Below are 26,361 nucleotides of genomic sequence, written 5' to 3'. Positions count from 1 at the left end.
ATACGTCAAATAAATCAAAGGCACGCATACATGCGTGCCTTTATTATTTCAATTGAACTGTATACCTGTTTACCGACTTAGCTCACCACGCAGGTTGTCTTGCATAAGGTGGCGGATAGTTTCCACTTCAAGGCTCTGACTTAATAAATAATGTAACTTGGTTAGGCAGGCTTCAAGTGTCATATCATAACCACTAATGACACCACTGTTTAATAGTGCATTGCCTGTTGCATACCCACCCATGTTCACATGTCCTTTTAAGCACTGCGTAAGGTTAATAATTACGATACCACGTTTACTCGCGGTTGATAAAATCTCTAAAAAAACAGGATCTTGAGGTGCATTGCCCACCCCAAAGCTTAACAAAACCAATGCTTTAATGTTGTCGTTAACTAAGCTTTTGACAACGTCGTGGCTAATCCCGGGGTATAGATAAAGAACACCGATAGGTTGGGGTGTGATATTGGTAACTTGTAGCTCGTTTTCAACATAAGGGCTAAGCTGTCCTTTCAATAATTGAATATTGATTCCTGAGAGAGCTAGAGGATCTAGGTTTGGTGATGCAAATGCATCAAAACCATCTGCATGAGCTTTTGTCGCTCTATTACCCCTGAACAACTGGTTATTAAAGAATAAACTTACTTCTGCAATTGGGTAGTTAGCAGCGAGATACATTGCATTTAATAAGTTAACTTGGCCATCAGAGCGTAGTTGAGATAAAGGGATTTGTGATCCTGTCACTATTACTGGTTTGGTAAGGTTTTCAAACATAAAAGAGAGTGCAGATGCTGTATAAGCCATGGTATCCGTGCCATGAAGGACAACAAACCCATCGTAATCGTGGTATTTACTTTTAATATCATCTGCGATTAGTTGCCAATGAGTAGGTGACATATCTGATGAATCAATTAATGGAGAATATTCGTGAATATCAAATAGCGGCATTTCATCACGGTTAAATTCTGCGTTGCTGACCACTGTTTGTGTTAAAAAACCTTCCGCCGGGATATAGCCGCGACTTGATTTTTTCATGCCGATGGTACCACCAGTGTATGCGATGTATATGCGTTTACGTTTCATAAAAAAGCCCAGTAAAAAAACTGGGCTTAGTATAACCTGTGAGGTTAAAGAATACAGGTGTAGTTAGCTAAATTACTTGATCACATCACACACAATACAACGAGAATATATATTCTGAGGATCATTGTAATCTTTAAGGTTATTTACCTCAGTGCTAAATTGATTGATAAGTGAGTTAACGCCAACCTTATCAGCAAAAACACTGCCTGTAGTATTTCCGATAAACGATTTAACCATCGCGCTGCCAAAGATGTCTTGCAACATTTGTTCTTGAGGAGAAAGGCTTTGTTTAATTGTTTTAACCTCGTAAAAATCTAATTTAGCTAACGCAGCTGCCGCATCAATTGCATCTTGTTTGTTGCCTAGTTTATCTACTAAACCAAGTTCAAGTGCTTGTGAGGCTATCCATACACGCCCTTGTGCGATTTTGTCTACTTGCTCTGGTGTCATATCACGGGCATCAGCAACAACATCCAAAAAGCGTCTGTATGCATCTTCAACACTCAGTTGGATTACCTGCGCCATCTTTTCATTAAGTGGACGCGTAATTGATAAGCCTGCCATTTCAGTGGTTGCAATGCCATCAGAGTATATACCCAGTTTAGCCATGGTGTTTTCGAAAGTCATAAAGCTACCAAATACACCAATAGAACCAGTAATTGTACTCGGTGCTGCCCAAATCTCATTTGCAGCAGAGGCAATCCAATAACCACCAGATGCTGCAACTGAACTCATTGACGCAATAACCGGTTTACCAGCGGCTTTAATTGCAAGTACTTCGGCACGAATTACTTCTGATGCGAACATACTGCCGCCACCTGAATCAATGCGTAATACAACCGCTTTTACTTTGTCATCTAAACGCGCTTTACGTAATAATGCTGCGGTTGAATCACCACCAATCTCTCCAGCACGTCGTTCGCCATCAACAATCGTGCCTCTTGCCACAACCACAGCCACTTTTTCAGTGATTGGATTATCAAATTGAACAGGGGGCTTAACAAGAGTCAGATAATCGTAAAAAGAAACTTGATTGAATGTTTTCCCAGTTTCTTCAGCGCCAACTAAATCAATCAACTGCTGTCTTATTTGTTGGTTAGATTTGAGTGAATCGACCCATTGATTTTCTAACGAGTATTTACCTGAATCACCATTGACGGCTTGCATTTTAACTAACAACTCATCCATTGTTTCATCAAAGTTTGATTCATCAAATGGGCGAACAGCGGCTACATCTCGTTTATATTCTTGCCATAGTGCACCTAACCATACTCTGTTTGCTTCTTTCGCTGCATCAGACATGTCATTACGAATAAAAGGTTCAACTGCTGACTTGAATGTCCCTACTCTAAAAATATGTTGCGTAACAGCAAGTTTTTCTAAGGCGTCTTTAAAGTACAATGGAAACATTCCATAACCTTCAATAGAAACACCGCCGTATGGGTGCATTGTTACTTCGTCAGCATGGGCGGCAAGGTAGTATTGCGCTTGAGTATAATAGTAGCCTGTAGAGATCACTTTTTTGCCGGTAGCTTTAAAACGCTCAATAGCCTGTGTTATTTGTTTGAGCTTGTTTAGATGCGCATTAGGCATTTTTTGAAGATCGAGTAAGATTATGCTGATACGATCATCATTGGCAGCCTCATCGATAACAGTGATAATATCGTCGAGCAATATTTCAGCTGGGACTTCATTGCCCATCGTTGCATCATTAATGGCCGCTTCAACAGGATCTACGTAGGTTTTTTCCTCAACAATGGGTCCGTTAAGATTAAGCCTAAGCACAGATTTGTCAGCCACTGTTATTTCATCTTCGTCACTGGTTATAGAAACAAAAAATAAAATAACTAGCAGTACGAATAAAAAGTTTAGAACTAAGCGGCGAGAGAAGTTTAACCCTGCCCAAAGACCTTTAAATATCTTTGCTATCAAAATAAATCCTTAATTTGGTACACCTTATTACTCAGCTTATAGTAGCCCAGAACGAAAATAAACTTAACTGTTAAATCGTAACTAAGTGTTTATATTTAAATAAATCCTCACCTTAACTGGCTTATTTTATGTTTTTGTTATTCACTTATTGCTTAATGCTTGCCAATCCAGCAGAATTAGCTAAAGTTAGAGGTTAGACCAGTTGAATGGGGCACAAAATGTTAGAACAACAATTACAACTAAAACACACACATTTACGTAACCGCTTAGTAATGGGATCAATGCATACCGGGCTTGAAGAGGGCTGGCACAATAGAAAGCGCTTAAAAGCATTTTATCAAGCACGTGCAAAAGGTGGCACGGGTATGATTATTACAGGAGGTTACAGCCCAAATATACGTGGTAAGTTAACGCCTATTTCATCATCGTTTAATAATTTTTATGATGTGATAAAACACCGAGCTTACACTGATGTAGTGCATGAAAATGGCGGTAAAATTTGCTTACAATTGTTACATGCTGGCCGCTATGCTTATCATCCATTTAATCAAGCCCCGAGCGCTATTCAAGCACCTATAAATCCTTACAAACCTAAGTCGATGTCAATTAGTTCGATTAAAAAGACCATTAAAGATTTTGCCCATTCAGCTAAGCTTGCGCAAAAAGCAGGCTACGATGGTGTTGAAATCATGGGGTCTGAAGGTTACCTTATTAATGAATTTATGGCTGAGCACACAAATAAACGTGATGATCAGTACGGTGGTAGCACAGAAAATCGAATGCGTTTAGCGATTGAAATTGTTGAAGCTGTGCGTGCGAATGTCAGTGACAGCTTTATCATTATATTTAGGTTGTCTGTGATGGATTTAATTCCAAATGGTTCTACGCCCGATGAAGTGACGATTCAAGCCAAAGCACTTGAAAAAGCGGGAGTGGATATTTTCAATACAGGCATAGGTTGGCACGAAGCAAGAGTGCCTACGATTGCAAGTATGGTCCCACCGGGTGCATTTAAAGAAGCATCAAAACGATTAAAAGATGTAGTATCAGTTCCTGTGATTGCTGTAAACCGTATCAATACACCGCAAATAGCCAACGATATTTTACAGGCCGGTGAAGCTGACCTCATCTCAATGGCTCGACCTTTATTGGCTGACCCTGAGTTATTTAATAAATATCAAGCAGAGCAAAGTAAACATATCAATGTGTGTATTGGCTGTAACCAAGGATGTTTAGATCACGTATTCAAAGGTAAGCGTGCTACATGTTTGGTGAATCCTCAAGCCGGTTTTGAATTAGATTATCCTTTAGTGCAAGCAGAAAAGGCTAAAAATGTATTGGTTGTAGGAGCAGGTCCGGCTGGGCTTTCTGCCAGTTGTTACTTAGCACAAAAAGGCCATAAGGTTACTCTAATTGACAAAAAGCAAGATATGGGCGGGCAATTTAATTTGGCAATGCGTATACCCGGCAAAGAAGATTTTAACTACACACTAACGTACTTTATCAACGAATTAGCTCGTTTAAATGTAAAAATAGAGCTTGGAAAAGACTACGCTGAATCAATGCTTGATAGCTATGATGATATTGTATTTGCTACAGGCGTTAGACCAAGAGAAGCGTCGTTCCAGTGTGAAGATGGTAAACGTGTTTTTGCCTATGATGAAGTTATAAGAGGTGAAGTTGAGCTTGGTAACTCGATTGCAATTTTAGGCGCAGGTGGAATTGGTTTTGATATGGTTGCTTTTTTAAGTGAAAACCCAAAACAATCAATAAATGACTTTAAATCTCAGTGGGGAATTGAGTGTGATGCCACACCACACAAAGATAGTCGTCAGTTATATATGCTTAAGCGAAGTGCAGGACGTTTTGGCAGTGATTTAGGCAAAACTACAGGTTGGATCCATCGTCAAGTAGCAAAACAACATGGCGTAAAACAAGTGGCAGGTTGTGAATATATAAAGTTTGATAATCAAGGCCTAACAATCAATGTGGCTGGAGAGGAGCAAGTTTTACCTGTTGATACGGTAATTGCATGTATCGGGCAAGTGTCAAATAATGAAGTAATTAGTACATTAGAGCAAAACCCTAAAGTGCATGTAATAGGCGGCGCAAAACTAGCTGCAGCAATAGATGCTAAACGTGCTATTTTTGAGGCTCTGCAAGTTGCACGTAAAATTTAACTGAAATAAGTTTCTACCAGTAGCGGTCTTGTAATTTAGAACAGCAAAATTACAGGACTGCTATGATTTCATCTCTTTTTAATACTTACTCTCTCATTATAAAACGCCTATCCATTGCTGATGGCATTCCTGCGCTTATTTTTAGGTTAATGCTTGCCCCAGTTATGATCATTGCAGGATATAACAAGCTAAATATCAGCCAAGATGTGTCAAGTTTCTCCGAATTTTTTTTAGCATCAAGCGATGTTGTTAATTGGTTTGGTAATGAACAGTGGGGTCTAGGCCTACCATTTCCTGATTTACTCGCTTTTTTAGCAGGCTGGACAGAGTTTATTGGTGGTTGGTTATTACTGATTGGTTTATTAACAAGACTGGTGACAATTCCGCTTATGTTTACCATGGTTGTGGCTGCTACAACGGTGCATTGGGATAATGGGTGGTTTGCAATCACACCAACAGATCCCAGCACTAGTGCTGCTAAAGTGTTAGATTGGTTAGCTCTACCGGGTGCAAATGCAAGCTTAGAGAATTCAGTTGAAGCCAAAATGCGTATTGATACAATACGTGAACTGGTAGAAAACCATGGATACCCCGATTACTTATACGAAAAAGGCAAACCGGTTATTTTAAACAATGGTATCGAATTTTCAGCGATATATTTTGCAATGCTACTCAGTTTATTTTTCAGCGGTGGCGGTCGTGTAGTGAGTACAGATTATTGGTTAAAAAAGCGGATAAAGTTATAATAATGTAGGATTAAACTATTTCACATGCTCTTGTAACCAAGCAATAACACTAAGAGCATGTGAGTTTGTTAAACTTTATTCAACACCGATAAAGCCACCCGTCTGATGCGCCCAAAGTGCAGCATAAATACCATTTTGAAATAATAACTCCTGATGACTACCTTGCTCAACAATACCGCCTTCATCTAGAACAATTAGTCTGTCCATTTGAGCAATCGTAGAGAGTCTATGAGCAATGGCGATAACGGTTTTCCCCATCATTAAATCATCTAAACTTGCCTGTATTGCTGCTTCAACTTCTGAGTCAAGTGCACTCGTTGCCTCGTCTAAAATAAGTATAGGGGCATTTTTTAGTAACACACGCGCAATTGCAATGCGTTGTCGTTGACCACCTGAGAGTTTTACACCACGCTCGCCAACTTGTGCGGCAAAGCCTTTGTTGCCTTTACTGTCTTCTAAATCCTCAATGAACTCGAGCGCTTTGGCTTGCTTTGTTACGTTGAGCATTTCTTCTGCGGTTGCATCTGGTCGACCATACAGAATATTTTCTTTAACAGAGCGATGTAACAAAGAGGTGTCTTGCGTAACCATGGCTATATGCTGTCGCAAGCTCTCTTGTGTCACAGTGGAGATATCTTGTCCATCGATATGAATAGTACCTTTATCAACATCATAGAATCGTAATAAAAGATTAACTAATGTTGATTTACCCGCACCAGAACGACCAACTAAACCTATTTTTTCCCCCGGCTTAATTGTCAAATTAAGACCATTGATTACAGGCCCACGGTTGGTCTCGTTAGCTGCTTTACCATAATTAAAATGGACATCCGTAAAACTAATTTGTCCGGTATCTATTTTTAGTGATGTGGCATCAGGTTTATCATCAACATCAATAGGCGTTGAGAGTGTTTTCATGCCATCACTGACAGTACCTATATTTTCAAAAAGGCTGCTTATTTCCCACATGATCCATTGTGCCATACCGTTTAATCGTAAAGATAAACTGACTGCGATTGCTATCGCACCAGCGCTGATTGCGCTCAAAGACCACAAGTACAGTGAAAGCGCAGCCACACTGAAAACTAGAAGATAATTGAGGCTATTGATGCATAAATTTAAACTGGTAACTAATCGCATCTGCTTATAAACAGGCTGTAAGAATACATCCATACTTTCTTTCGCATAGTGTTCTTCGCGCTGCGTGTATGAGAAGAGTTTAATAGTCGAAATATTTGTGTAACTGTCGACTATTCTGCCTGTCATTTCTGAGCGAGCATCAGCTTGAGAGCTGGCAATACGTTTTAATTTAGGAACAAAGTACATCTGAATAGCGCTATAACATGCAAGCCAGGTAAGCAGCGGGATCATCAAGCGCCAGTCAGCTTCCGCTACTAAAAATACCATCGCACCAAAATAAACAACAATATACATAAGCACATCAAGTAGTTTCATTACTGACTCTCGAACAGCAAGAGAGGTTTGCATTACTTTCGTTGCTATTCGTCCAGCGAACTCATTTTGATAAAAACTAACACTTTGACGCAGTAAATATCTATGGGCAAGCCAACGTATTGACATTGGGTAATTCCCCAAAAGTGCTTGGTGTAATATAGCAGAGTGAAAAAATACCACTAAAGGTAGAACCACTAATAGCACCAAAGCCATTTTAATGAGTTCAGACTTTTGTTCTGTAAATAACGTTTCTGGGGTATAGATAGCCAACCAATCAACAAGCTGGCCCATATAGCTAAATAATGAAACTTCTAAAATAGCCAGCATCGCGGCACTGATTGACATGAAGAAAAGGGATATCTCCATCCCTTTAGTGTAATGTCTACAAAACGCAAATAAACTGGCTGGAGGTTGAGTCGGTTTGTGGTCTGGAAACGGCTTGGTCATCCGCTCAAATAATCGATACATTTTAATATCTTAAATAGCAAAAATTACCGCTACTATAGCACTGTGGTCGATTAATTACAGGGACATTACCATGGGATTTTCCTAACAAGTATATCTTTAAACATCACCCAATCTCCCCATAAACTATAAAAAGGGTGTTTGAAAGTTGCAGGGCGATTTTTTTCAAAATAAAAATGGCCAATCCATGCAAAACCATAACCAATAACAGGGATGAACCAGAGTAAATAAAACTGCTTGCTTAAAATTGAATAACTAAGTAAACATAAAACAAGCACACTGCCAATAAAATGAAGTCGTCTACATATTTTATTTGTATGTTCAGACAAGTAATAAGGATAAAACTCTTTAAATGAAGTAAAAGAAGTGGACGTATTGTTGTTATCCATATTTATTCCTTAATATACAAAACAACAGTGTAACGTTTTATTTGTAAAGGTTTACATATTTTTACAGTATAAAGGTGTATTTGTCGCATTAGACTAGACAACGCTTGCGTTACTAAATAACGTACCTGATTAAGTTAATAATCAAAAAAGAAGATATCATGTTAAAAAACGTCTTAGCTTGCGCAGTCATCATAGCGCTTGGAGGGTGTACTGATGCACCTACTACTTCAACTGAAAATAATGCCAAAACTGAAACACCTGCTGAACAGTCATTAATGTACCCTAAAACTAAAAAAGGAAGCGTTGTAGACGTTTATTTTGATGAGAAAGTAGCTGATCCATATCGGTGGTTAGAAGATGATATGAGTGAAGAAACCGCACAATGGGTTAAAACCCAAAACGAGCTGACTTTTTCATATCTTGAAAATATCCCTTATCGTGACAAATTGAAAGCAAGCCTTGAAAAATTAATGAATTATGAAAAGGTCACTGCACCTTTCGTAGAAGGTAAATACACGTACTTTTACAAAAACGATGGTTTGCAAAATCAATATGTGCTTTATCGTAAGTTAGGCGACGCTGAAGCTGAGGTTTTCTTAGACCCAAATACGTTTAGTGAAGATGGTACAACGTCAATGTCAGGTCTTACATTTTCTGAAGATGGCTCGTTAGCTGCGTATCAAATTTCAGAAGGTGGCAGTGATTGGCGAAAAATCATTATTATTGATACTGAAACCAAACAACCAATCGAAAAAAACCTAGTGGATGTTAAATTCAGTGGTATTTCGTGGCTTGCAAATGAAGGGTTTTACTACTCTAGTTATGACAAACCTAAGGGCAGTGAATTATCCGCTAAAACAGATCAACACAAGGTGTACTTCCATAAACTGGGCACAGCGCAGAGTGAGGACGAGTTAGTCTTTGGCGGCTCTGACACTGAGAAACACCGTTACATTGGTGCATCTGTAACTTCTGATAACCGTTATTTAATTATTTCAGCTAGCGTGTCTACTTCAGGCAATAAACTGTTTATAAAAGACCTTACCCAACCTGATAGTGAGCTTAAAACAATTGTAGGGCACACTGAGTCAGATACCTACTTGCTTGATAATGAAGGAAGTAAATTATTCCTTGTTACCAATTTAAACGCACCAAACAAAAAAGTGGTCACTGTTGATGCAGCAAATCCTACACCTGATCAATGGCAAGATTTAATTGCACAAACTGATAATGTGTTAAGCATGTCAAAAGGTGGCAACTATTTCTTTGCTAAATATATGGTTGATGCAATTTCTAAAGTTCAGCAATTTGATAAGTCTGGTAAGTTAGTGCGTGAAATTAGCCTGCCAGGCGTAGGGACTGCACGTGGTTTTAGTGGTAAAAAAGAAAGCGAAACGCTTTATTATTCGTTTGCAAATTATATCACGCCTGGCACCACTTTTGCTTTTGATGTAAACACAGGTGAGTCTGATGTGTATCGCAAATCAGGTGCTAAATTTGATTCTGATGCTTATACATCTGAGCAAGTATTTTATACATCAAAAGACGGTACAAAAGTACCGATGATTATCTCGTATAAAAAAGACACTAAACTTAACGGTAAAAATCCGACAATCTTATATGGCTACGGCGGTTTTAACGCAAGCATGACACCTGGGTTTAGCTCTGCGATTGCCGCATGGCTTGAACAAGGTGGTGTCTATGCAGTGGCAAATATTCGTGGCGGTGGTGAATACGGTAAAGCGTGGCACGATGCGGGTACCCAGCTGAAAAAACAAAACGTGTTTGATGACTTCATCGCTGCAGCTGAATACTTAAATGAGAAAAAATATACATCTAGTGACTATTTAGCAGTGCGTGGTGGCTCAAACGGTGGTTTATTGGTTGGCGCTGTCATGACACAACGCCCAGAGCTATTTAAAGTAGCGCTTCCTGCGGTAGGTGTACTTGATATGCTACGTTATCATACGTTTACTGCTGGTGCAGGCTGGGCGTATGATTATGGTACAAGTGAACAAAGCCAAGAGATGTTCAACTATCTTAAGGGCTATTCGCCAGTACACAACGTAAAAGAAGGTGTGTCTTATCCTGCAACATTAGTTACAACGGGTGATCACGATGACCGAGTTGTTCCTGCGCATTCTTATAAGTTTGCTGCAGAGCTACAAGCCAAAGGAGCGGGTAGTAATCCATACCTTATTCGCATTGAAACAAATGCGGGTCATGGCGCTGGAACACCAACAAGCAAGATCATTGATCAATATGCTGATATTTATGGCTTTACCTTATACAATATGGGAATAAAGTCACTGTAATATTATAAAAAACGCCGAAGTAATACTTCGGCGTTTATTAAGCTATTTTAAGCTCGCTTCAGATTTAATAATTCCGAATTAACATCGCTGACATGTCATTATCTCAGTTACTGCTTGAAAAAAGACGCTGGTGTGTTTTAAACGCATATTCATCTGTCATTCCACTTAGGTAATCACAAATAACACGGTGTGTATTCAATCCATTATCAAGAGCTTGTTGATAAGCATTTGCTGTTGTTTCTGGTAATAACCGAAGAGGATCACATGAGAAGGCTTCAAATAACTCAATAATCAATTTTTGACCTTTAAACTCTATTTGCTGCATGTGTGAGGCGCGTATTAAACGCTGGTATATAAAAGATTTTAATGTGTCTAGCAGGCTTTGATATTCACTTGATAGTTCAACAGTAAAATTTAGAATAGGGCAGTCGAATGTAACCTCTGTTGGGGTAATACATGATTGTGTTATAAATAAATTTACTAACTCACCAATTACATCTTTTCGTTGTGCTTCAGAGTTTAAAAATAATCGCTCGGTTAATTGACTGGTTTCTAGCCATGGGCAATTTACTTTTTTAAGAGCAGGCAATGCATAACTTTCCCATTCCTTTAATGTAATTTGCTCTGTTGTAATCGCATCCTCTAAATCATGTACGGCATAAGCAATATCATCAGCTAATTCCATAATAGCAGCATCAAGTGATTTAAAACGTGTTTTTGACCTAAACGAGTCAAGCTTACTAAATTGGCTTAAGTTGCTTTTATCTTTTGCTGACAATGGGGCAACTATCCAATGAAATGTTTCTTTGTCATCTTGATATAGCCCTTTAGCTGGGCGCCAATCATCCGCTTTTATAAACGCTCTTTTAGGATTGTGCTCAGGTATGGTGTGCCATAAATCGGCGATAAACGCAGGGTATTTAATAAAACCCAATAATGTTCGCCGTGTTAAATTCATGCCATGACCGTCACTATATGGCTCTAAGTGCGATACGATCCGAAGCGTTTGTGCGTTACCTTCAAACCCACCATGCTCTCTCATCATATAATTAAGTGCTATTTCACCGCCATGGCCATAAGGCGGATGGCCAATATCATGTGCCAAACATAATGTTTCGAGTAAGCTTTGATCAGGAAAGTATTTAAAATCAGGATGCTGTTTTTCTAGGTGGCGTAACAAACCACTACCAATTTGCGATACTTCTAGAGAGTGAGTTAAACGTGTACGATGAAAGTCATTTAGTCCTATTCCCATTATTTGGGTTTTAGCTTGTAGGCGTCTAAATGCTGCGGCATGTATTATACGGGAGCGGTCAACTTGCCATGGTGAACGGTTGTCATTTGGTCTTGATTTATTCTGATTAATGATCCTGCTTTGCCACTCTAATTCCATTAATACATCCCACTTACCGCGTTGGTTTTATATATCGATTGTAGCGGATTTATTCAAATTAAAAATCCCCCAATAGGTTATATTTTTCATATAGAAAGAAAACAAAATTTTACAAATTAGCCTTTATTTAGTGCCTTAGGTATAATAGATAGAATGCATGCATGGGGATAAACCATGCATCGGAGTCAGATCTCTTGGAGAATACATGCTAAAGCACATAATTAGTTTTTTACTAAGTTTGTTTTTTATTTGGGCGTTACTTTACCCATTTATTCAGACAACGGGGCCAGTTTCTGAGCCCGAGGTAGAAGCACAAACCGAACCTTCAGTGAAGAAAAAAGAAAAACCTCTGCACAACGTCGATTTACCAATATTTAGTGCTTTTACTGATGTAAAAGAAAAGAAGCAAGCCTTCTTTGATTTCATTCGTCCACATGTAGAAGCGGAAAATAAGAAAATATTACAGCAACGCGCAACGCTGGAAATTGCTTTGATGATGCTACAGTATGATGAACCGATTAATAAAAAGCAGACTAAGCAAGTCAAAGCAATTCTTAATCAATATAAGTTACCCGACCTAATTAATACAATTTCATTAACACAGGCACTAAGACGGGTTGATATCATTCCAAAAGAAATGGCACTAATGCAAGCTGCGAATGAATCTGCCTGGGGAACATCGCGTTTTGCACGTATAGGTTTAAACTTTTTTGGCCAGTGGTGCTATAAAAAAGGTTGTGGCATGGTACCGAGTAGGCGCAACACAGGCGCTGCTCATGAAGTTGCTGCTTTTCAGTCTGTGCGTCAAGGTGTTGCTTCATATTTTAAAAACCTCAATACACATGCAGCCTACAAAGGTCTTCGTACTATACGTGCTGATTTACGTCGCCAGCAAAAACCGCTCGACGCTAATAAACTAACCTATGGTTTGATGTCTTATTCAGAGCGAGGCGAAGAGTATATAAAAGAATTAAACCAAATGATTAAACATAATAAGGCATATTTTAATGAATAATTTTAAGGCAATATTTTTCGCCTTCACTGTTATTTTCACGCTGCTTAGCACTGGCGCTCACTCTAAGGAGTTTGTTGTTTCATACGACGGATTTTATGATCGATTAAAAGTGGTTAACAAAGGGGATTTCCAATTTGCCCAAGTGAATTTTTATATCACTGATATTGCAACTGGCGATGAGTGTTTGATTAAAACAGGGCGAATTATTACGGAGCGACAGGAATTTGCACTTAATTATACAGATCAAGCACAGTTGTTGTTACCTTATGATCAACAATTAGATAAAGATAAAGCTGTTATTGTTATTGAACCAATTAATGAACAACATGATTGTCAATTGAAACTACAAATAGAGGCACGAGAGTTTGCTAATGGCGACTTGAATAAGCACCAAATGTTTCAATTAAATGCAGAGTTTGATGATTTACTATCAGATTTGTCAGGTTTTTTTATTAGTAAATTAATGAGCTTTTTATTACCAGATCAAAAGGGTCTTGTTCTCACTTTTGCACAAACAGTAAACATAGATGACAAAGCATTTAATTGTAAAGACGCTGTTTGCCATGTTGCTATACCAGATGACTGGGAGGATGATAATACTGCCTTTAATACTACATCTCCTTTGTTGAAAGTGACTCCCTGGATCACTAAATAAAAAATGGGCTGATAAGTAATGCATTGATTTTCAATGCATTACTTTTAAAAACAGTCAATTCATTAGCATTGTCTAATTTACTCCTACATTAAACATATCGAATTTCTAATATTAATGAATAAATCACATATTATTGAGCATTTGCGCTTTGCTCTTCAAGCGCAGCTTACAACTGCACAAGTTGCAGCTAAAACGGCCCATGATGCAGCTACTCATGAAGAGAATATTGCTGAGAACAAGTACGATACATTAGGACTTGAAGCCGCTTATTTAGCACAAGGGCAAGCTCAGCGAGTGAATGATTGTCATTTAAGCCTTGTTGAGTTTGAAAAAGTATTCAAAGAGTCTATTAAAGATAAAGTGTCTCTGGGCTCGCTTGTGGCTGTGTGTGATGAAAATGAAGATAGAAAATGGTATTTTTTAGGCCCCATGTCTGGTGGTTTATCGGTTACTGTTAAAGGGGAATTGGTTTACGTATTAACACCGCAATCTCCTTTAGGTAATGACCTGATGAATAGACAAATAAATGATGAGGTTACTTTCACTATAGCCGGTGAGTCCCAGCTATTAGTGATTGATGAAATACTGTAGTCATCGATAAAATTTACTTATCCTAAGGTGAAAAATATCTTGCTGGTCAGTTGATTTAAAACCATTTATAAATAGCCAATAGCAACAGCTAAAGCACCCATCTTGTTAAGTGATAGTGTGATCTAACCTAAACTTAACATGATGGGTGTTTCTATTTATAAATTATTATTTTGACTTACTTTTAGGAAAAGTCGTGTTTAAAACCTTAATTGTGGTTGATAACAATGAGCAATTTTTGGCTCAATCATTCGAAAATGTCATATCTTTTAATACTTATTTACGTGAATACCCAAAACATAACGAACTAAAAACACGCATCATAAATTTGTGTGATTCAAGCCAGTATTTGAGCAAAGGCTATTATTGCTCTTTGCTAGCTGAAGCACGTAAACATCAAGTGCTGCCAAGTGTAAAAACAATAAATGCGTTGCGAAATGGGCACGTTGTACCTGTTGAACATAGAGGTGTAACAGACGTTATATATTTCGGTGAAACGGATAATGAGTTGCAAGCAAAATCGGTAAAAGCACTATTTACTTTGTTTCCTGCACCTATTTTATTTGTAAGCGATTTGGGTGAGCTTAAGCAAGGATCGTTATCATCATTAACGAGTGAACAACAAACTGCATTTGTAAATAAGCTAACTCAATTTACCCAAACTCAATGGCGAATTAGTGGCTCTAAACGTCGTTATAGATGGGATATGGCTATCTTAGTTGATCATGATGAAAAGGTGCCACCAAGTGATAAAGATGCGATTACCCGCTTTATTAAAGCAGCCGCTAAACATGGTATTTATGCACAGGCATTAAGCATTGAAGAAATTAGCAACATCGCGCAATTTGACGCGCTATTTATCCGTCAAACAACAGCGATAGATCACCCTACCTATCGGCTAGCCTTCAAAGCACAAAACTTAGGTTTAGTTGTAATGGATGATGCTGATTCAATTTTACGTTGTTGTAACAAAGTATATTTACATGATGCCTTTAATTATCAAAAAGTACCGAGCTTAAAAACTCTCGTAGTGGCAGAACAAACTAAAGAGACGATTGAACAACTTGAGCAAAATTTTACCTATCCGTTGGTATTAAAAATGCCTGAGGGATCATTTTCAAAGGGTGTTTATAAAGTAAGTAATAGGCTAGAGCTTGAGTCCAAATTGGCTGAGTTATTTGCATTTAGTGCATTAGTTTTAGCACAGGAATACATGTATACCGAATATGATTGGCGAGTAGGCGTGTTAAATGGACGTGCAATTTATGCATGTCGTTACTTAATGGCTCGTAATCATTGGCAGATTTATAACCATGACGCTAAGCGATTTTTCTCTGGTGGTTTTGAAACATTACCGACATTTGAATTACCTAAAGTGGTGTTAGATGCTGCGTTGAAAGCCTGTAAAGTCGTCGGTAAAGGTCTATACGGTGTTGATGTTAAAGAACAACAAGGACGTGCTTATGTTCTTGAGGTAAACGACAACCCAAGCATTGATCATAAAGTAGAAGATGCTTACCTTGGTGATGAGCTTTATATGATCATTATGGATGAATTTAGACAACGCTTAGAGTCACGAGGTCGCGGTTAATGGACGGTATTTCAATGTCAGCGCGAGTAGCAATTGAGAGTGATTTGGCTGAATTAATTAATATAGAGCAACAGTGTTTTAATTTAGATAGGTTGAGTGCGCGAAGCTTAAAACGTTGGATATTGGCAAAGCATGGCATAATGCTGGTGGTTGAGCACAACGAAGAATTACTAGGCTATGGTTTAGTTTGGTGCCATAAAGGCACGCGCTTAGCCCGTTTGTATTCACTGGCGATTAAACCAAGTGCTCGGGGTAAAGGCGTTGCTAAATATCTTTTAACTGAGCTTGAGAAAAGCACAGCTATGCGTGGACGAATATATATGCGCCTAGAAGTTGCTGTAAACAACAAAGCAGCAATTGCTCTGTATGAAAGTGAAGGTTACCGTGTATTTGGTCAATACAGTGATTACTATGATGATCATAGCGATGCATTGCGAATGCAAAAAAATATTAGAGGTACTCAGCCGCAGGTATTGTTAGCGCCTACACCCTGGTATCAGCAAACAACTGAATTTACGTGTGGTCCGGCGGCATTATTAATGGCAATGGCACGCGTTAATCAGGCACAACAGCAATCTCAGCAGTTAGAGTTAGATTTATGGCGAGAGGCGACTACTATTTTTATGACCTCTGGGCATGGTGGATGCCACCCATTGGGGTTGGCATTAGCTGCAAATAAACGCGGATATACTGTATCTGTAATGTTAAATACCCAAAACGCTTTGTTCGTTGATGGAGTACGAAGTGAAAGCAAAAAAGCTATTTTGCACACTGTCCACAATCAATTTTCACAGCAAATAGCACAGCAAAATATTGATATTAGCTATCAAGATGTTGAGCTTACTGATATTGAGTTTTGGCTTAGTCAGGGCAGGGCGGTGTTACTTTTGATCAGTACTTATCGCTTTGACGGCAAAAAGTCACCGCATTGGGTATGTGTAACGCACCTAGATGAACATTGTTTATATGTTCATGACCCATTTTGTGAAACGCAGAAACAACTAGCGATAGATTGTCAGCATGTACCAGTTTCAACAGCCGACTTCAGTAAAATGGCAGCATTTGGTGTAAGTAGATTAAAAACAGCATTGGCAATTAGCTATAATGACAATTTATGAACTTGTAGATATAACTCCTTATTCATGGACTGCAATCGGCACAGCTGCGTTTTGTGGTACTATTATTGGTGCAGAGCGTCAACTGCGGGGAAAGCCTGTTGGTATACGTACCTCAGTACTGATTATTTTAGGCACCTATTTGTTTCTTGCATCTGCATTTATGTTACAGGGTGATGTAATTGATCATTCACGCGTTGTTGGGCAAATAATTACAGGAATTGGCTTTTTAGGTGCGGGTGTTATGTTAGCGAAGGATGGCGCTGTTGTTGGCGTAACCTCGGCTGCAACCATTTGGGTACTTGCTGCTATCGGCGTAATGATAGCAACAAAGCATACTGGTTCTGCTATTAAATTATCTGTGTTCGTTGTTGGTATTTTGTATGGTGTTGATGTGCTTGAGGCTCAGTTTAAAAGCTTGAGTAAAGGCGTTCACCGTCATGTTAAAATTTATACCAAGCGATATTACAGACACGCTGAACCACCGAAGCCGCCGAAAAGCTAACGTATATCTATTTATAATCTCCCATGGCTGAAATAATTTCTTGAGCTACTAGTTCAGGGTCATCAATCATGGGAACATGACCTAAATTTGGCAAAGTGACAAATTTCGCAGTTGGGAACATTTTTTGAGCTGACTTAGCCGTTGTATCAATTGGGAATAATTTATCTTGAGCGGGCCAAAGCAATGTCATAGGGCAACCTAGTTTTGCTGCAGATAAAGCTTTTTGGGAAGTGAGAAAGTCGTGTTTAACGCTACATGCACACATCTTTTACCGCTTGCTTGAACTGTTTTGGTGTAAGCTTTTCATCTTTTACGGCTACTTTCTTTAACGAAAAATGGCGTAATATTGCACTTTTAGACAAAATGGATACAAAAGGCAGGCAAAGAGCAGATAACCTAGATAAGTATTTAATTTGTTTAAGTGCATGTCTTTGCTCACTGCCGTTTACTTGCCATACCCCAGCAGGTGATATGGCACAAACACCGCACGCTCGACCACGTTTAGCAAGTTCAATGGCTACCCAGCCACCCATAGAGTTACCAACAATATAGGGGGATGTTAAATTGTGCTGATCAAGTAATTGTTCTATGTCATCCACAAGATCGTTAATCTCAATTTTACCAGTGGGTTTGTTTCCACCATTGTGGCCTAATGCAGTGAACGCGTATACTTTATAATCAGTACTTAAATAAGGAATAACATCTTGCCAAGCGAAACAAGACGAAGTGACCCCATGAAGTAAAACAATTGGTTTACCTGTTCCTTGAATTATCATATGTATCCTTAATTTATTTAGCCAAATAACTTACGTCTTACTATGGCACGATAGTCAGTAGGGGTTTGCGATAAATATTTCCTAAAAACTCGAGTTAAATGCCCTTGATCGTTATAACCAACCTCTAAAGCAACTTCTTGGATTGTAAGATTAGATGAAGCCAACAGCTCTTTAGCCGTTTGTACTCGTAATTGCTGCCAATACTCAACCGGATTTTGATTAGTTGCATTTCGAAAACGGCGAGTAAATGTACGGTAACTCAAACCAAATAATTCTGCCACTTTTGCTAATGTATGCTCACCAGCCAAATTATTTTTTAGCCAAAATTGTATTTGCGCAATCAATTCATCAGGGTGTTTATCAACAGCCCCTTCAAGGTAACGTTGATCTTCATAAGGCTTCCTAATTTCATGAGAAAAGTTACGCTCCACGTGTTGTGCAGCCTGTTGACCGTAATATTGGTTTATAATATGAACAATAACATCTGCAAGCGCATTTAAGCTCGCTACACTGTATAATCGCTCAGACTGTGTGATGAAGAAATCGGGCTTTAGCAACACTTTAGGGTAGTCTCGTTTGAATTGCTCAGCATAGTGCCAGTGAGTTGTTGCAGGATGACCATCAAGTAATCCTGCCTGTGCTAGCAAGCAGTTACCGGTACCAACCCCGATAACTTGACTGTTGTCTTGCCAGCTTTGATCAAGCCAATTTACTAAACCATTATTTTTTTTGACAACAGGGCGTGGGTTTCGCCAAATTCCCGGAACAATAATGAGATCACTGTTAGGCGCAGTGTCATAAGTACAATCAGGTACGATTGATAAACCGGTGCGATTTGTAATTGGCTGGGGGTCTTCTGCCACCAAGTAAATTTCCAATGGTCGAAATTCACATTTATTTAAATGGCTCTTTGCAAATGCCTCGCCCGCTCTAAGCATTTCAATTGGCAGTGTTAAACTAGTGATTAATAAGTGCTGATAAACCAATAAACTAATTTTTAATGGGGTGGTTGCTATTTTTTTGTCCACTTAATTGCTCCGACCAGTTTGTTTTGGCATTTTAAGCCTGATATTTGGCTATTAAAGCACAATTTAAATGTGGGTATCCAACTAAACTGAAGATATATCCATTAACACGTTTTCTTCAAGGTAAAATATGACAGCATTACCCGTTATTGTCGGTATGGGCGGAATCAATGCCGCAGGCCGCACCTCTTTTCACCAAGGTTATCGCCGTATCGTGTTAGACAGTTTAGATGCAAAAGCACGCCAAGAAACATTTTTAGGCCTTGCCACTATAATGAACCTTGTTAAATTAGAACAAGGGCAATTAGTCGATCAACAGGGGCACATAATTGAAAAGTCTCAGATTGAGTCAACGTTTGGCGAGCAAATAATTGCAGGTACATTGATCAGAAAAATTGAGAAAAATCACTTTGATGTAGATGCCACACCTTGGCAACAAAAAATGACCCTCAGTGTGTCAAATGATGAAAAAATTGTATTTGAAACTCGCGCACGTGATTTACCACAGCCTGTTCCTGCATCTTGGCAGGTAGAGCAGCTTGAAGGTAAAAAAGTAAAAGTAACTATTGCCGCTGATTTAGAAGTTAAACATAACAGTACACGTGACAATCCGATAAAGGCTGCGGGTCAACTACCAACAGGTTTTGATCCTGCGACAATGTACAATAGCCGTTATCAGCCACGAGGTTTACAAGCAACGATCTTTGCCGCTACTGATGCCATTCGTTCAACAGGGCTTGATTGGCAGCATATTATGAATAGTGTGCAACCCGATCAGATTGGTACTTACTCAGCTTCCGTTGCAGGACAAGTAAATGATGAAGGGTTTGGTGGCCTAATTCGATCTCGTCAGCAGGGGGAGCGTGTTAGCACAAAACAGTTGGCATTGGGTTTAAATACTATGTCGACAGATTTCATTAATGCCTATGTCACAGGTAATGTCGGAACGACTTTTACCACGTCTGGTGCGTGTGCCACATTTTTATATAACCTACGTGCTGCCGTTAACGATATTCAAGCAGGGCGCACGCGTGTTGCTGTTGTGGCTTCATCTGAGTGTGCGCTGACCCCTGAGATAATCGAAGGGTTTGGTAATATGAGTGCATTAGCTAATGAAGAAGGTTTAAAGCGCTTAGACAATACTGACGTTGTTGATCATCGCCGCACAAGCCGCCCGTTTGGTGAAAACTGTGGTTTTACAATAGGAGAGGGTGCTCAAGTCGCCATTTTAATGGATGACGAATTAGCATTATCACTTGGCGCAGATATCATGGGTGCAGTGCCAGACGTTTTTGTTAATGCTGACGGTGTTAAAAAGTCAATTACTGCGCCTGGTCCTGGTAATTACATTACGATGGCCAAATCTGTCGCACTTGCATCAAGTATATTAGGACAAGAGTCAGTACAAAAACGCAGTTTTATTTTGGCACATGGTTCAAGTACACCACAAAACCGGGTGACAGAATCTTTAATTTACCATCGTTTAGCGCAAACATTCGCTATTGATAATTGGAAGGTGGCAGCCCCTAAAGCATATGTAGGTCACACTATTGCACCTGCAAGCGGTGATCAACTCGCCATGGCTCTTGGTGTGTTTAGTCACAATATTATGCCGGGTATCACTACAATTGATAAAGTTGCTGATGATGTGCACGCTGAACGACTCGATATTCGTACTGAACATTATAAATGTGATGACATGGATATTGCATTTATAAACTCCAAAGGCTTTGGCGGAAATAATGCAACAGCCACAGTGATTGCGCCCTCAGTCACTATGCAGATGCTCTCAAAACGTCATGGTGAGCAAATTATGAGTGATTATGCCAAAGCGAATAAGTCTGTTCAAAGTGCTCAATCAGAGTACCAGCAGCAAGCTGATTTAGGGAAGTATGAGCTTATCTATCGCTTTGGTGATGGCATGATCGATGAAAACGAAATTGTTATTACCGACGAAGATATGCAAATTCCTGGCTTTGAAAAAGCGATTGCATTCAGTAAATCTAATCCTTATCGAGACATGTTTTAAGCACATTCTTGAGTGGCAAGGCGCTTCTATAGCGCCTTTTTTAATGCCTAAACATAATCGTACTTTGTCGTTGGCTGCATTTTTTTGTTGAATCACCGCACTTTACGCGACCGGTACAATTTCCTTGTTATAATTTCACGCTATTACAAAGGCTAATGTTAGAGAAACCTATGATCGCCAGCTTACTATTGCTCAGTGCCACTGCTACCTTAGATAGTCATCTTCCCCCGCTTTTGCCATGGCAAGGCCAAAGTATACAACTAATGCAATCTAATGGTCCTTTAACAACAGACTTTGAACTCAGTGAAGGGTTAAATTCACCGAATTACGAACAAACAATGGCCTTTGTTGATCGTTTAGTCGCAGCTAACCCTACTCAGTTTCAAGTGCAAACTATTGCTAAAAGTAATGCTGGACGAGAAATAAAAATGCTTGTTGCAAGCGAAGATGGTTCGTTTTCAGCTCAGCAGCTAAACAACAATTCAAAACCGACTATTTTTATACAAGCGGGTATTCATGCCGGTGAAATCGATGGTAAAGATGCAACATTTATGTTGCTCAGAGATATAGCTACAGGAAAGCGCCGTGATATCTTAAGCAAAGTAAATATCTTGTTTATTCCAATATTAAATGTTGATGGTCATGAGCGTCGAAGCCAATTTAATCGCATTAATCAACGTGGACCAGTTGAAATGGGGTTTAGGACTAATGCTAATAACTTAAACCTAAATCGAGATTATACTAAACTCGATACGCCGGAAGTTCGGGGTGTAATGAGGATTATAAATCAATATTCTCCAGACCTTTATGTTGATGTGCATGTTACTGATGGTGCAGATTACCAATATGATGTTACGTATGGCTATAATCCTGTTTTTGCAAGTGAGTCTCCAAGTGTTTCAGAGGCGCTTGATCAATACTTTAAACCAGTTATTGATGAAACATTATCAAAACAGGGCCACATTCCAGGGCCACTTGTATTTGTTATGGATAAACGTGAATTTAAAACAGGGTTAGCTGGTTGGGTTGCAACACCACGTTACTCCAACGGCTGGGGGGACTTACGTTCTTTGCCAACAATCTTAGTTGAAAACCATTCATTAAAACCATACAAACAACGTGTTTTAGGAACGTATGTATTTTTAGATGGAGCAATCAACGCTTTATCAAAGCACAGCGAACAGCTCTCTCAAGCCGTTAATAAAGAGCGCACATTCATTCCGACTGAACTTATTGTTAAACGTGCTTATTCCAAAGAACCAAATACTTTAGAGTTTAAAGGCATAAAATACAGTAAAAATAAGAGCGCGCTGAGTGGTCAAACTGAAGTCAAATACATTGGTGAAAAACAACATTACGATGCATTACCTATATTTTGGCAAAAAGACGTTGAAAAAACAGTAAAGGTTCCTGCCGCATTTTACATACCTCCAGCATATCCGCATATTATCGAAAAGTTGAAATTGCATGGCGTTGAAGTTGAAACAGTGGCTCAGAGTGAAGTAGTGACTGATCTACACGTTGCTAAAGTAACACAACACCAATTTGCTAATGCGCCATTTGAAGGACGGTTTAGAGTGACGGCTAAATTTGATTATCTTGATTTAGATAATCAATTAATGACCGGATGGTCTAAAGTTAAAACAACACAACCGCTGGGTGAACTTGCAACGCATTTACTACATCCTGAAGCGCCAGACTCGTTTTTTGCTTGGGGGGAATTTAATACTATATTTCAGCGAACTGAGTATATGGAAAACTATGCACTAGCCCCGTATGCTAGAAAAATGCTAAAAGATAAACCTGCATTAGCGCTTGAGTTTGATAAGAAAATTAGAGAAGACGCTTCGTTTGCTAATGATGCTCAAGCGCGTCTTGATTGGTTATATCAACGCACTCCATTTTATGATCAAGCCTATTTAAAGTATCCGATTCTAATGTCGTTCAATACTCAGAAAGTCGAAAGTGCACAATAATGGATATCATTACTTTACCTGTTACTGCATTTTCTCAAAATTGTCGTATCATAATCTGCCAGACAACACGCCACGCTGCGATAGTTGACCCAGGTGGAGATGTAGATAAATTAATTGAAGAAATACAAAGCCATAATATAGAACTAAAAGGTGTATTACTTACGCATGGTCATCTTGATCATGTTGGTGCTGCTAAGCAATTAGCACAGCATTTTGAGATTAATATTATAGGCCCTCACGAAGATGAACGCTTTTGGTTTGATGCATTACCTATGCAGGCTCAAATGTTTGGTTTACAGGTTATTGAGCCATTTTATCCTGATGTGTGGCTTAAACATGGGGATGTTTGTAAAGTAGGTAATTTAAATTTTGCAGTCCTTCATTGCCCAGGCCATACCCCCGGTCATATTATTTTTTATGAACAAACACACCAAGTAGTATTAGTCGGGGATGTTATTTTTAAAGGCTCTGTAGGGCGCACAGACTTTCCTAAAGGTGATGCTGCACAATTAATTGATTCCATTAAAAGCCAAGTATTAACTTTACCAGATGAAACACTAATTTTATCTGGGCACGGACCAGACACTAAAGTAGCGCAAGAACGCATATCGAATCCATTTATAAGCGGTAACTTTGGCTAATCACGCATAAAAAATGCATAAAAACACAAGACGCAGCTATAAAAGCGATGTATAATTTAAACAATTTAGTAAAAAAATAAAGAAATAAAATGTCTCTAAATCAAGTTGACCGCCAAATTTTGGCACTATTACAACAAGACGCAAGCCTTTCAACCGCAGATATTGCTGATAAAGTAGGGCTTTCGCAATCGCCGTGCTGGCGTAGAATTGCCAAGTTAGAACAAGATGGTTATATCAAAGGTAAAGTAGCTTTACTCGATGAGAAAAAGCTTGGTTTTGATATGCTAGTGTACGCGCATGTTCGTCTTTCAAATCATGGTAGAACTAACCTTGCTGAGTTTGAGCGTTTAATACTAAGCTATGACGAAGTTACAGAATGCTACAGTATGGCGGGCACTATGGACTTTATGTTACGTATTATCTCAAAAGGCATTGAAGGTTATGAGCAGTTTGTTCGTGACAATCTGTTGAACTTAGAGTTTGTTCAAGAAGTTCATTCAAACGTAACGATGACGTGTGTTAAACGTAGTACTTCTTTACCCTTGTAAGTTAACTCCCTCCAATATTAGATTTTGGCTTTCGCTTCAAACCTATTAAATGCACTATACTCAATAGTGCATTTAGAATAACCAATTGTTAACTTTTGCTTAATTTGTTAGAATTCAGCGCTTTTTTTGATCCCTACATCCATGAGGAACTCAATGTTTAACTTACTCAGCAAAGCGCCAAGCTCTGCTAAAAACGATATATTGTCAGGTTTGACGGTAGCACTAGCTCTCGTACCTGAAGCTGTTGCCTTTGCATTTGTAGCAAACGTAGAGCCTTTAGTTGGTTTATATGCAGCATTTATTGTTGGCTTGATCACCGCTATTTTTGGTGGTCGCCCAGGCATGATCTCAGGCGCAACAGGTGCACTTGCTGTTGTAATGGTAAGTTTAGTACTTGACCATGGTGTTGAATACCTGTTTGCAACAGTATTGCTGATGGGAATACTGCAAATATTGGCAGGGGTTTTCAAGCTTGGTAAGTTTATACGAATGGTACCGCATCCCGTTATGCTAGGCTTTGTAAACGGGTTAGCCATAGTAATCTTTCTCGCGCAGCTTGGTCAGTTTAAGTCACCTGGTGAAGACGGCACAATGCAGTGGATGACAGGTGAGCCAATGATGATCATGCTTGGCTTAGTTGCATTGACTATGGCTATCATTCATTTTTTACCAAAGTTAACCACCGCTGTGCCTTCTACCTTGGTTGCTATTGTTACGGTGACGCTAATTGTCATGGGATTAGATTTAGAAGCACGTACAGTACTTGATTTTCTAAAAGATATGACTGGTGATAGTGCAGCTACCATTGCTGGTGGATTACCAGAGTTTCACGTTCCTATGGTACCGTTTACCCTTGAAACTTTTCAGATTATCTTTCCATATGCCTTAATTCTGGCTGCGATTGGTTTGATTGAATCACTGTTAACACTAAGCTTAATTGATGAAATTACAGAAACACGTGGCCATTCAAACAAAGAGTGTATTGGCCAAGGTGCTGCAAATGTAACGTGTGGCTTTTTTGGTGCTATGGGTGGCTGTGCGATGATTGGTCAATCTATGATCAATATTAATTCAGGTGGTCGTTCTCGTCTATCAGGTATTACCGCTGCGCTTATGTTACTTGGTTTTATTATCTTTGCCGCAGGCTTGATTGAAATGATTCCACTTGCTGCGCTTGTTGGTGTGATGTTTATGGTGGTGTTAGGTACATTTGAATGGGCCTCATTTAAAATGATGAAACGCGTACCAAAGTCTGATGCATTTGTAATTGTATTAGTATCCGGTGTTACTGTAATTACAGATCTGGCAATCGCGGTTTGTGTTGGTGTTATCGTGTCTGCTCTGGTATTTGCATGGCAACATGCTAAGCAGATTTATACTACAAACTACATTGATGAATCCGGTGCTAAAGTGTATGAACTACATGGTCCGTTATTCTTTGGTTCAGTTAAAGGCTTTTCAGAATTGTTTGATGTAAAAAATGATCCCAAAGACGTCATTATTGAATTTAAATACAGCCGCGTAGCTGATCACAGTGCTATAGAAGCAATTGATACACTTGCTGATAAATATACAAAGGCGGGTAAACAGCTGCATTTACGTCATTTGAGTAAGGATTGTACTCAGTTATTGCATAAAGCACGTGATTTAGTTGAAGTGAATGTTATAGAAGATCCAACGTATAAAGTTGCATCTGATAAATTAGCTTAATTTAAACGCTGATTCTAAAAAGCGAAGGTGGCAGCCTTCGCTTTTTTGTTATTTAATTACTCTTACACAATAGTTTAATAACTTTTATTGCTATAAGAATTTATCTGTTGGGCTGAGCATAAAGCGCTATATAAAATCTTAAATGCTTAACTAACTACGACAAAGCTCGACTGTTACTCACCACAGCTGTATAATTCGCGCCCTCTTTATATATTGTATATTGCTTGTATTA

Annotated in this window: 22 protein-coding genes; 14 read left to right on the top strand and 8 right to left on the bottom strand. The window is 39.0% G+C overall.

Going from position 1 to position 26,361, the window contains the following annotated elements; genetic code table 11:
* Positions 1-69: 69 nt before the first annotated feature.
* Together ansA and sppA are read right to left on the bottom strand one after the other, a co-directional pair.
* The gene (gene ansA, locus ACFI4Z_RS00340) at positions 70-1,080 is read right to left on the bottom strand and encodes an asparaginase (RefSeq protein WP_462668859.1); all 1,011 of its coding nucleotides are present in this window, start codon (positions 1,078-1,080) and stop codon (positions 70-72) included.
* A 72-nt stretch (positions 1,081-1,152) separates the two neighbouring features.
* On the bottom strand, positions 1,153-3,012 hold the full coding sequence (gene sppA / locus ACFI4Z_RS00335) for a signal peptide peptidase SppA (protein ID WP_462668858.1): 1,860 nt from the start codon (positions 3,010-3,012) through the stop codon (positions 1,153-1,155).
* 218 nt (positions 3,013-3,230) lie between these two features.
* Here sppA and ACFI4Z_RS00330 point away from each other — a divergent pair, with 218 nt between their 5' ends.
* Together ACFI4Z_RS00330 and ACFI4Z_RS00325 are read left to right on the top strand one after the other, a co-directional pair.
* Positions 3,231-5,192 (top strand): FAD-dependent oxidoreductase, encoded by a 1,962-nt coding sequence (locus ACFI4Z_RS00330; RefSeq protein WP_462668857.1) that lies wholly within the window; start codon positions 3,231-3,233, stop codon positions 5,190-5,192.
* A gap of 62 nt (positions 5,193-5,254) precedes the next feature.
* Positions 5,255-5,938, top strand: a complete 684-nt coding sequence (locus tag ACFI4Z_RS00325; RefSeq protein WP_462668856.1) for an HvfX family Cu-binding RiPP maturation protein — start codon at positions 5,255-5,257, stop codon at positions 5,936-5,938.
* 75 nt (positions 5,939-6,013) lie between these two features.
* Here ACFI4Z_RS00325 and ACFI4Z_RS00320 read toward each other — a convergent pair whose 3' ends face one another.
* Positions 6,014-7,861 (bottom strand): ABC transporter ATP-binding protein, encoded by a 1,848-nt coding sequence (locus ACFI4Z_RS00320; protein WP_462668855.1) that lies wholly within the window; start codon positions 7,859-7,861, stop codon positions 6,014-6,016.
* A 65-nt stretch (positions 7,862-7,926) separates the two neighbouring features.
* Positions 7,927-8,247 (bottom strand): Mpo1-like protein, encoded by a 321-nt coding sequence (locus tag ACFI4Z_RS00315; protein WP_462668854.1) that lies wholly within the window; start codon positions 8,245-8,247, stop codon positions 7,927-7,929.
* A gap of 158 nt (positions 8,248-8,405) precedes the next feature.
* Between ACFI4Z_RS00315 and ACFI4Z_RS00310 the strand changes: the two genes are divergently transcribed.
* The gene (locus ACFI4Z_RS00310; protein WP_462668853.1) at positions 8,406-10,562 is read left to right on the top strand and encodes a prolyl oligopeptidase family serine peptidase; all 2,157 of its coding nucleotides are present in this window, start codon (positions 8,406-8,408) and stop codon (positions 10,560-10,562) included.
* Between the two features lie 103 nt (positions 10,563-10,665).
* Here ACFI4Z_RS00310 and ACFI4Z_RS00305 read toward each other — a convergent pair whose 3' ends face one another.
* Entirely contained in the window at positions 10,666-11,955 is a 1,290-nt protein-coding gene (locus ACFI4Z_RS00305) for an anti-phage deoxyguanosine triphosphatase (protein WP_462668852.1), read from the bottom strand.
* A 205-nt stretch (positions 11,956-12,160) separates the two neighbouring features.
* On the opposite strand from ACFI4Z_RS00305, the gene ACFI4Z_RS00300 reads away from it, so the two are divergent.
* The 6 genes from ACFI4Z_RS00300 to ACFI4Z_RS00275 all read left to right on the top strand — a co-directional run bounded on the left by ACFI4Z_RS00300 (position 12,161) and on the right by ACFI4Z_RS00275 (position 17,424).
* Complete coding sequence (locus ACFI4Z_RS00300; protein WP_462668851.1) at positions 12,161-12,970, top strand: glucosaminidase domain-containing protein; 810 nt, start codon at positions 12,161-12,163, stop codon at positions 12,968-12,970.
* Positions 12,963-13,625 (top strand): DUF2987 domain-containing protein, encoded by a 663-nt coding sequence (locus ACFI4Z_RS00295; RefSeq protein ID WP_462668850.1) that lies wholly within the window; start codon positions 12,963-12,965, stop codon positions 13,623-13,625. Before ACFI4Z_RS00300 ends, ACFI4Z_RS00295 begins: the two co-directional genes overlap by 8 nt.
* Before the next feature lie 114 nt (positions 13,626-13,739).
* The gene (locus ACFI4Z_RS00290) at positions 13,740-14,216 is read left to right on the top strand and encodes a transcription elongation factor GreAB (protein WP_462668849.1); all 477 of its coding nucleotides are present in this window, start codon (positions 13,740-13,742) and stop codon (positions 14,214-14,216) included.
* A 193-nt stretch (positions 14,217-14,409) separates the two neighbouring features.
* Positions 14,410-15,804, top strand: coding sequence for a RimK family protein (locus ACFI4Z_RS00285; protein WP_462668848.1), 1,395 nt, complete (start codon positions 14,410-14,412; stop codon positions 15,802-15,804).
* Positions 15,804-16,922 (top strand): GNAT family N-acetyltransferase/peptidase C39 family protein, encoded by a 1,119-nt coding sequence (locus ACFI4Z_RS00280; protein ID WP_462668847.1) that lies wholly within the window; start codon positions 15,804-15,806, stop codon positions 16,920-16,922. The genes ACFI4Z_RS00285 and ACFI4Z_RS00280 overlap by 1 nt, the downstream gene beginning before the upstream one ends.
* Positions 16,909-17,424, top strand: coding sequence for an MgtC/SapB family protein (locus tag ACFI4Z_RS00275; protein WP_462668846.1), 516 nt, complete (start codon positions 16,909-16,911; stop codon positions 17,422-17,424). Before ACFI4Z_RS00280 ends, ACFI4Z_RS00275 begins: the two co-directional genes overlap by 14 nt.
* Before the next feature lie 7 nt (positions 17,425-17,431).
* On the opposite strand, the gene ACFI4Z_RS00270 is transcribed toward ACFI4Z_RS00275, so the two are convergent.
* From ACFI4Z_RS00270 to ACFI4Z_RS00260, 3 genes are all read right to left on the bottom strand, one after another.
* On the bottom strand, positions 17,432-17,614 hold the full coding sequence (locus tag ACFI4Z_RS00270) for an alpha/beta fold hydrolase (RefSeq protein WP_462668845.1): 183 nt from the start codon (positions 17,612-17,614) through the stop codon (positions 17,432-17,434).
* A 61-nt stretch (positions 17,615-17,675) separates the two neighbouring features.
* Positions 17,676-18,200 carry an alpha/beta fold hydrolase gene (locus ACFI4Z_RS00265; protein ID WP_462668844.1) on the bottom strand — a complete coding sequence of 175 codons (525 nt, stop codon included), beginning with the start codon at positions 18,198-18,200 and terminating at the stop codon, positions 17,676-17,678.
* 17 nt (positions 18,201-18,217) lie between these two features.
* The gene (locus ACFI4Z_RS00260) at positions 18,218-19,228 is read right to left on the bottom strand and encodes a GlxA family transcriptional regulator (protein WP_462668843.1); all 1,011 of its coding nucleotides are present in this window, start codon (positions 19,226-19,228) and stop codon (positions 18,218-18,220) included.
* Positions 19,229-19,355: 127 nt separating this feature from the next.
* Here ACFI4Z_RS00260 and ACFI4Z_RS00255 point away from each other — a divergent pair, with 127 nt between their 5' ends.
* From ACFI4Z_RS00255 to ACFI4Z_RS00235, 5 genes are all read left to right on the top strand, one after another.
* A complete protein-coding gene (locus ACFI4Z_RS00255) occupies positions 19,356-21,254 on the top strand; it encodes a beta-ketoacyl synthase (protein WP_462668842.1) in 1,899 nt (632 codons plus the stop codon).
* 170 nt (positions 21,255-21,424) lie between these two features.
* Positions 21,425-23,230 carry a M14 family metallopeptidase gene (locus ACFI4Z_RS00250; protein ID WP_462668841.1) on the top strand — a complete coding sequence of 602 codons (1,806 nt, stop codon included), beginning with the start codon at positions 21,425-21,427 and terminating at the stop codon, positions 23,228-23,230.
* A complete protein-coding gene (locus tag ACFI4Z_RS00245; RefSeq protein WP_462668840.1) occupies positions 23,230-23,871 on the top strand; it encodes an MBL fold metallo-hydrolase in 642 nt (213 codons plus the stop codon). The genes ACFI4Z_RS00250 and ACFI4Z_RS00245 overlap by 1 nt, the downstream gene beginning before the upstream one ends.
* Before the next feature lie 89 nt (positions 23,872-23,960).
* Positions 23,961-24,419 carry an Lrp/AsnC family transcriptional regulator gene (locus ACFI4Z_RS00240; RefSeq protein ID WP_058558840.1) on the top strand — a complete coding sequence of 153 codons (459 nt, stop codon included), beginning with the start codon at positions 23,961-23,963 and terminating at the stop codon, positions 24,417-24,419.
* Positions 24,420-24,572: 153 nt separating this feature from the next.
* Positions 24,573-26,129: a SulP family inorganic anion transporter gene (locus ACFI4Z_RS00235; protein ID WP_462668839.1), complete on the top strand. Its 1,557-nt coding sequence runs from the start codon at positions 24,573-24,575 to the stop codon at positions 26,127-26,129.
* Positions 26,130-26,361 lie beyond the last annotated feature (232 nt).

The organism is Pseudoalteromonas sp. RWi3, assembly GCF_054960735.1.
Note: the sequence above shows the minus strand (reverse complement) of the source record. Positions and strands in the feature narration are given on the sequence as shown.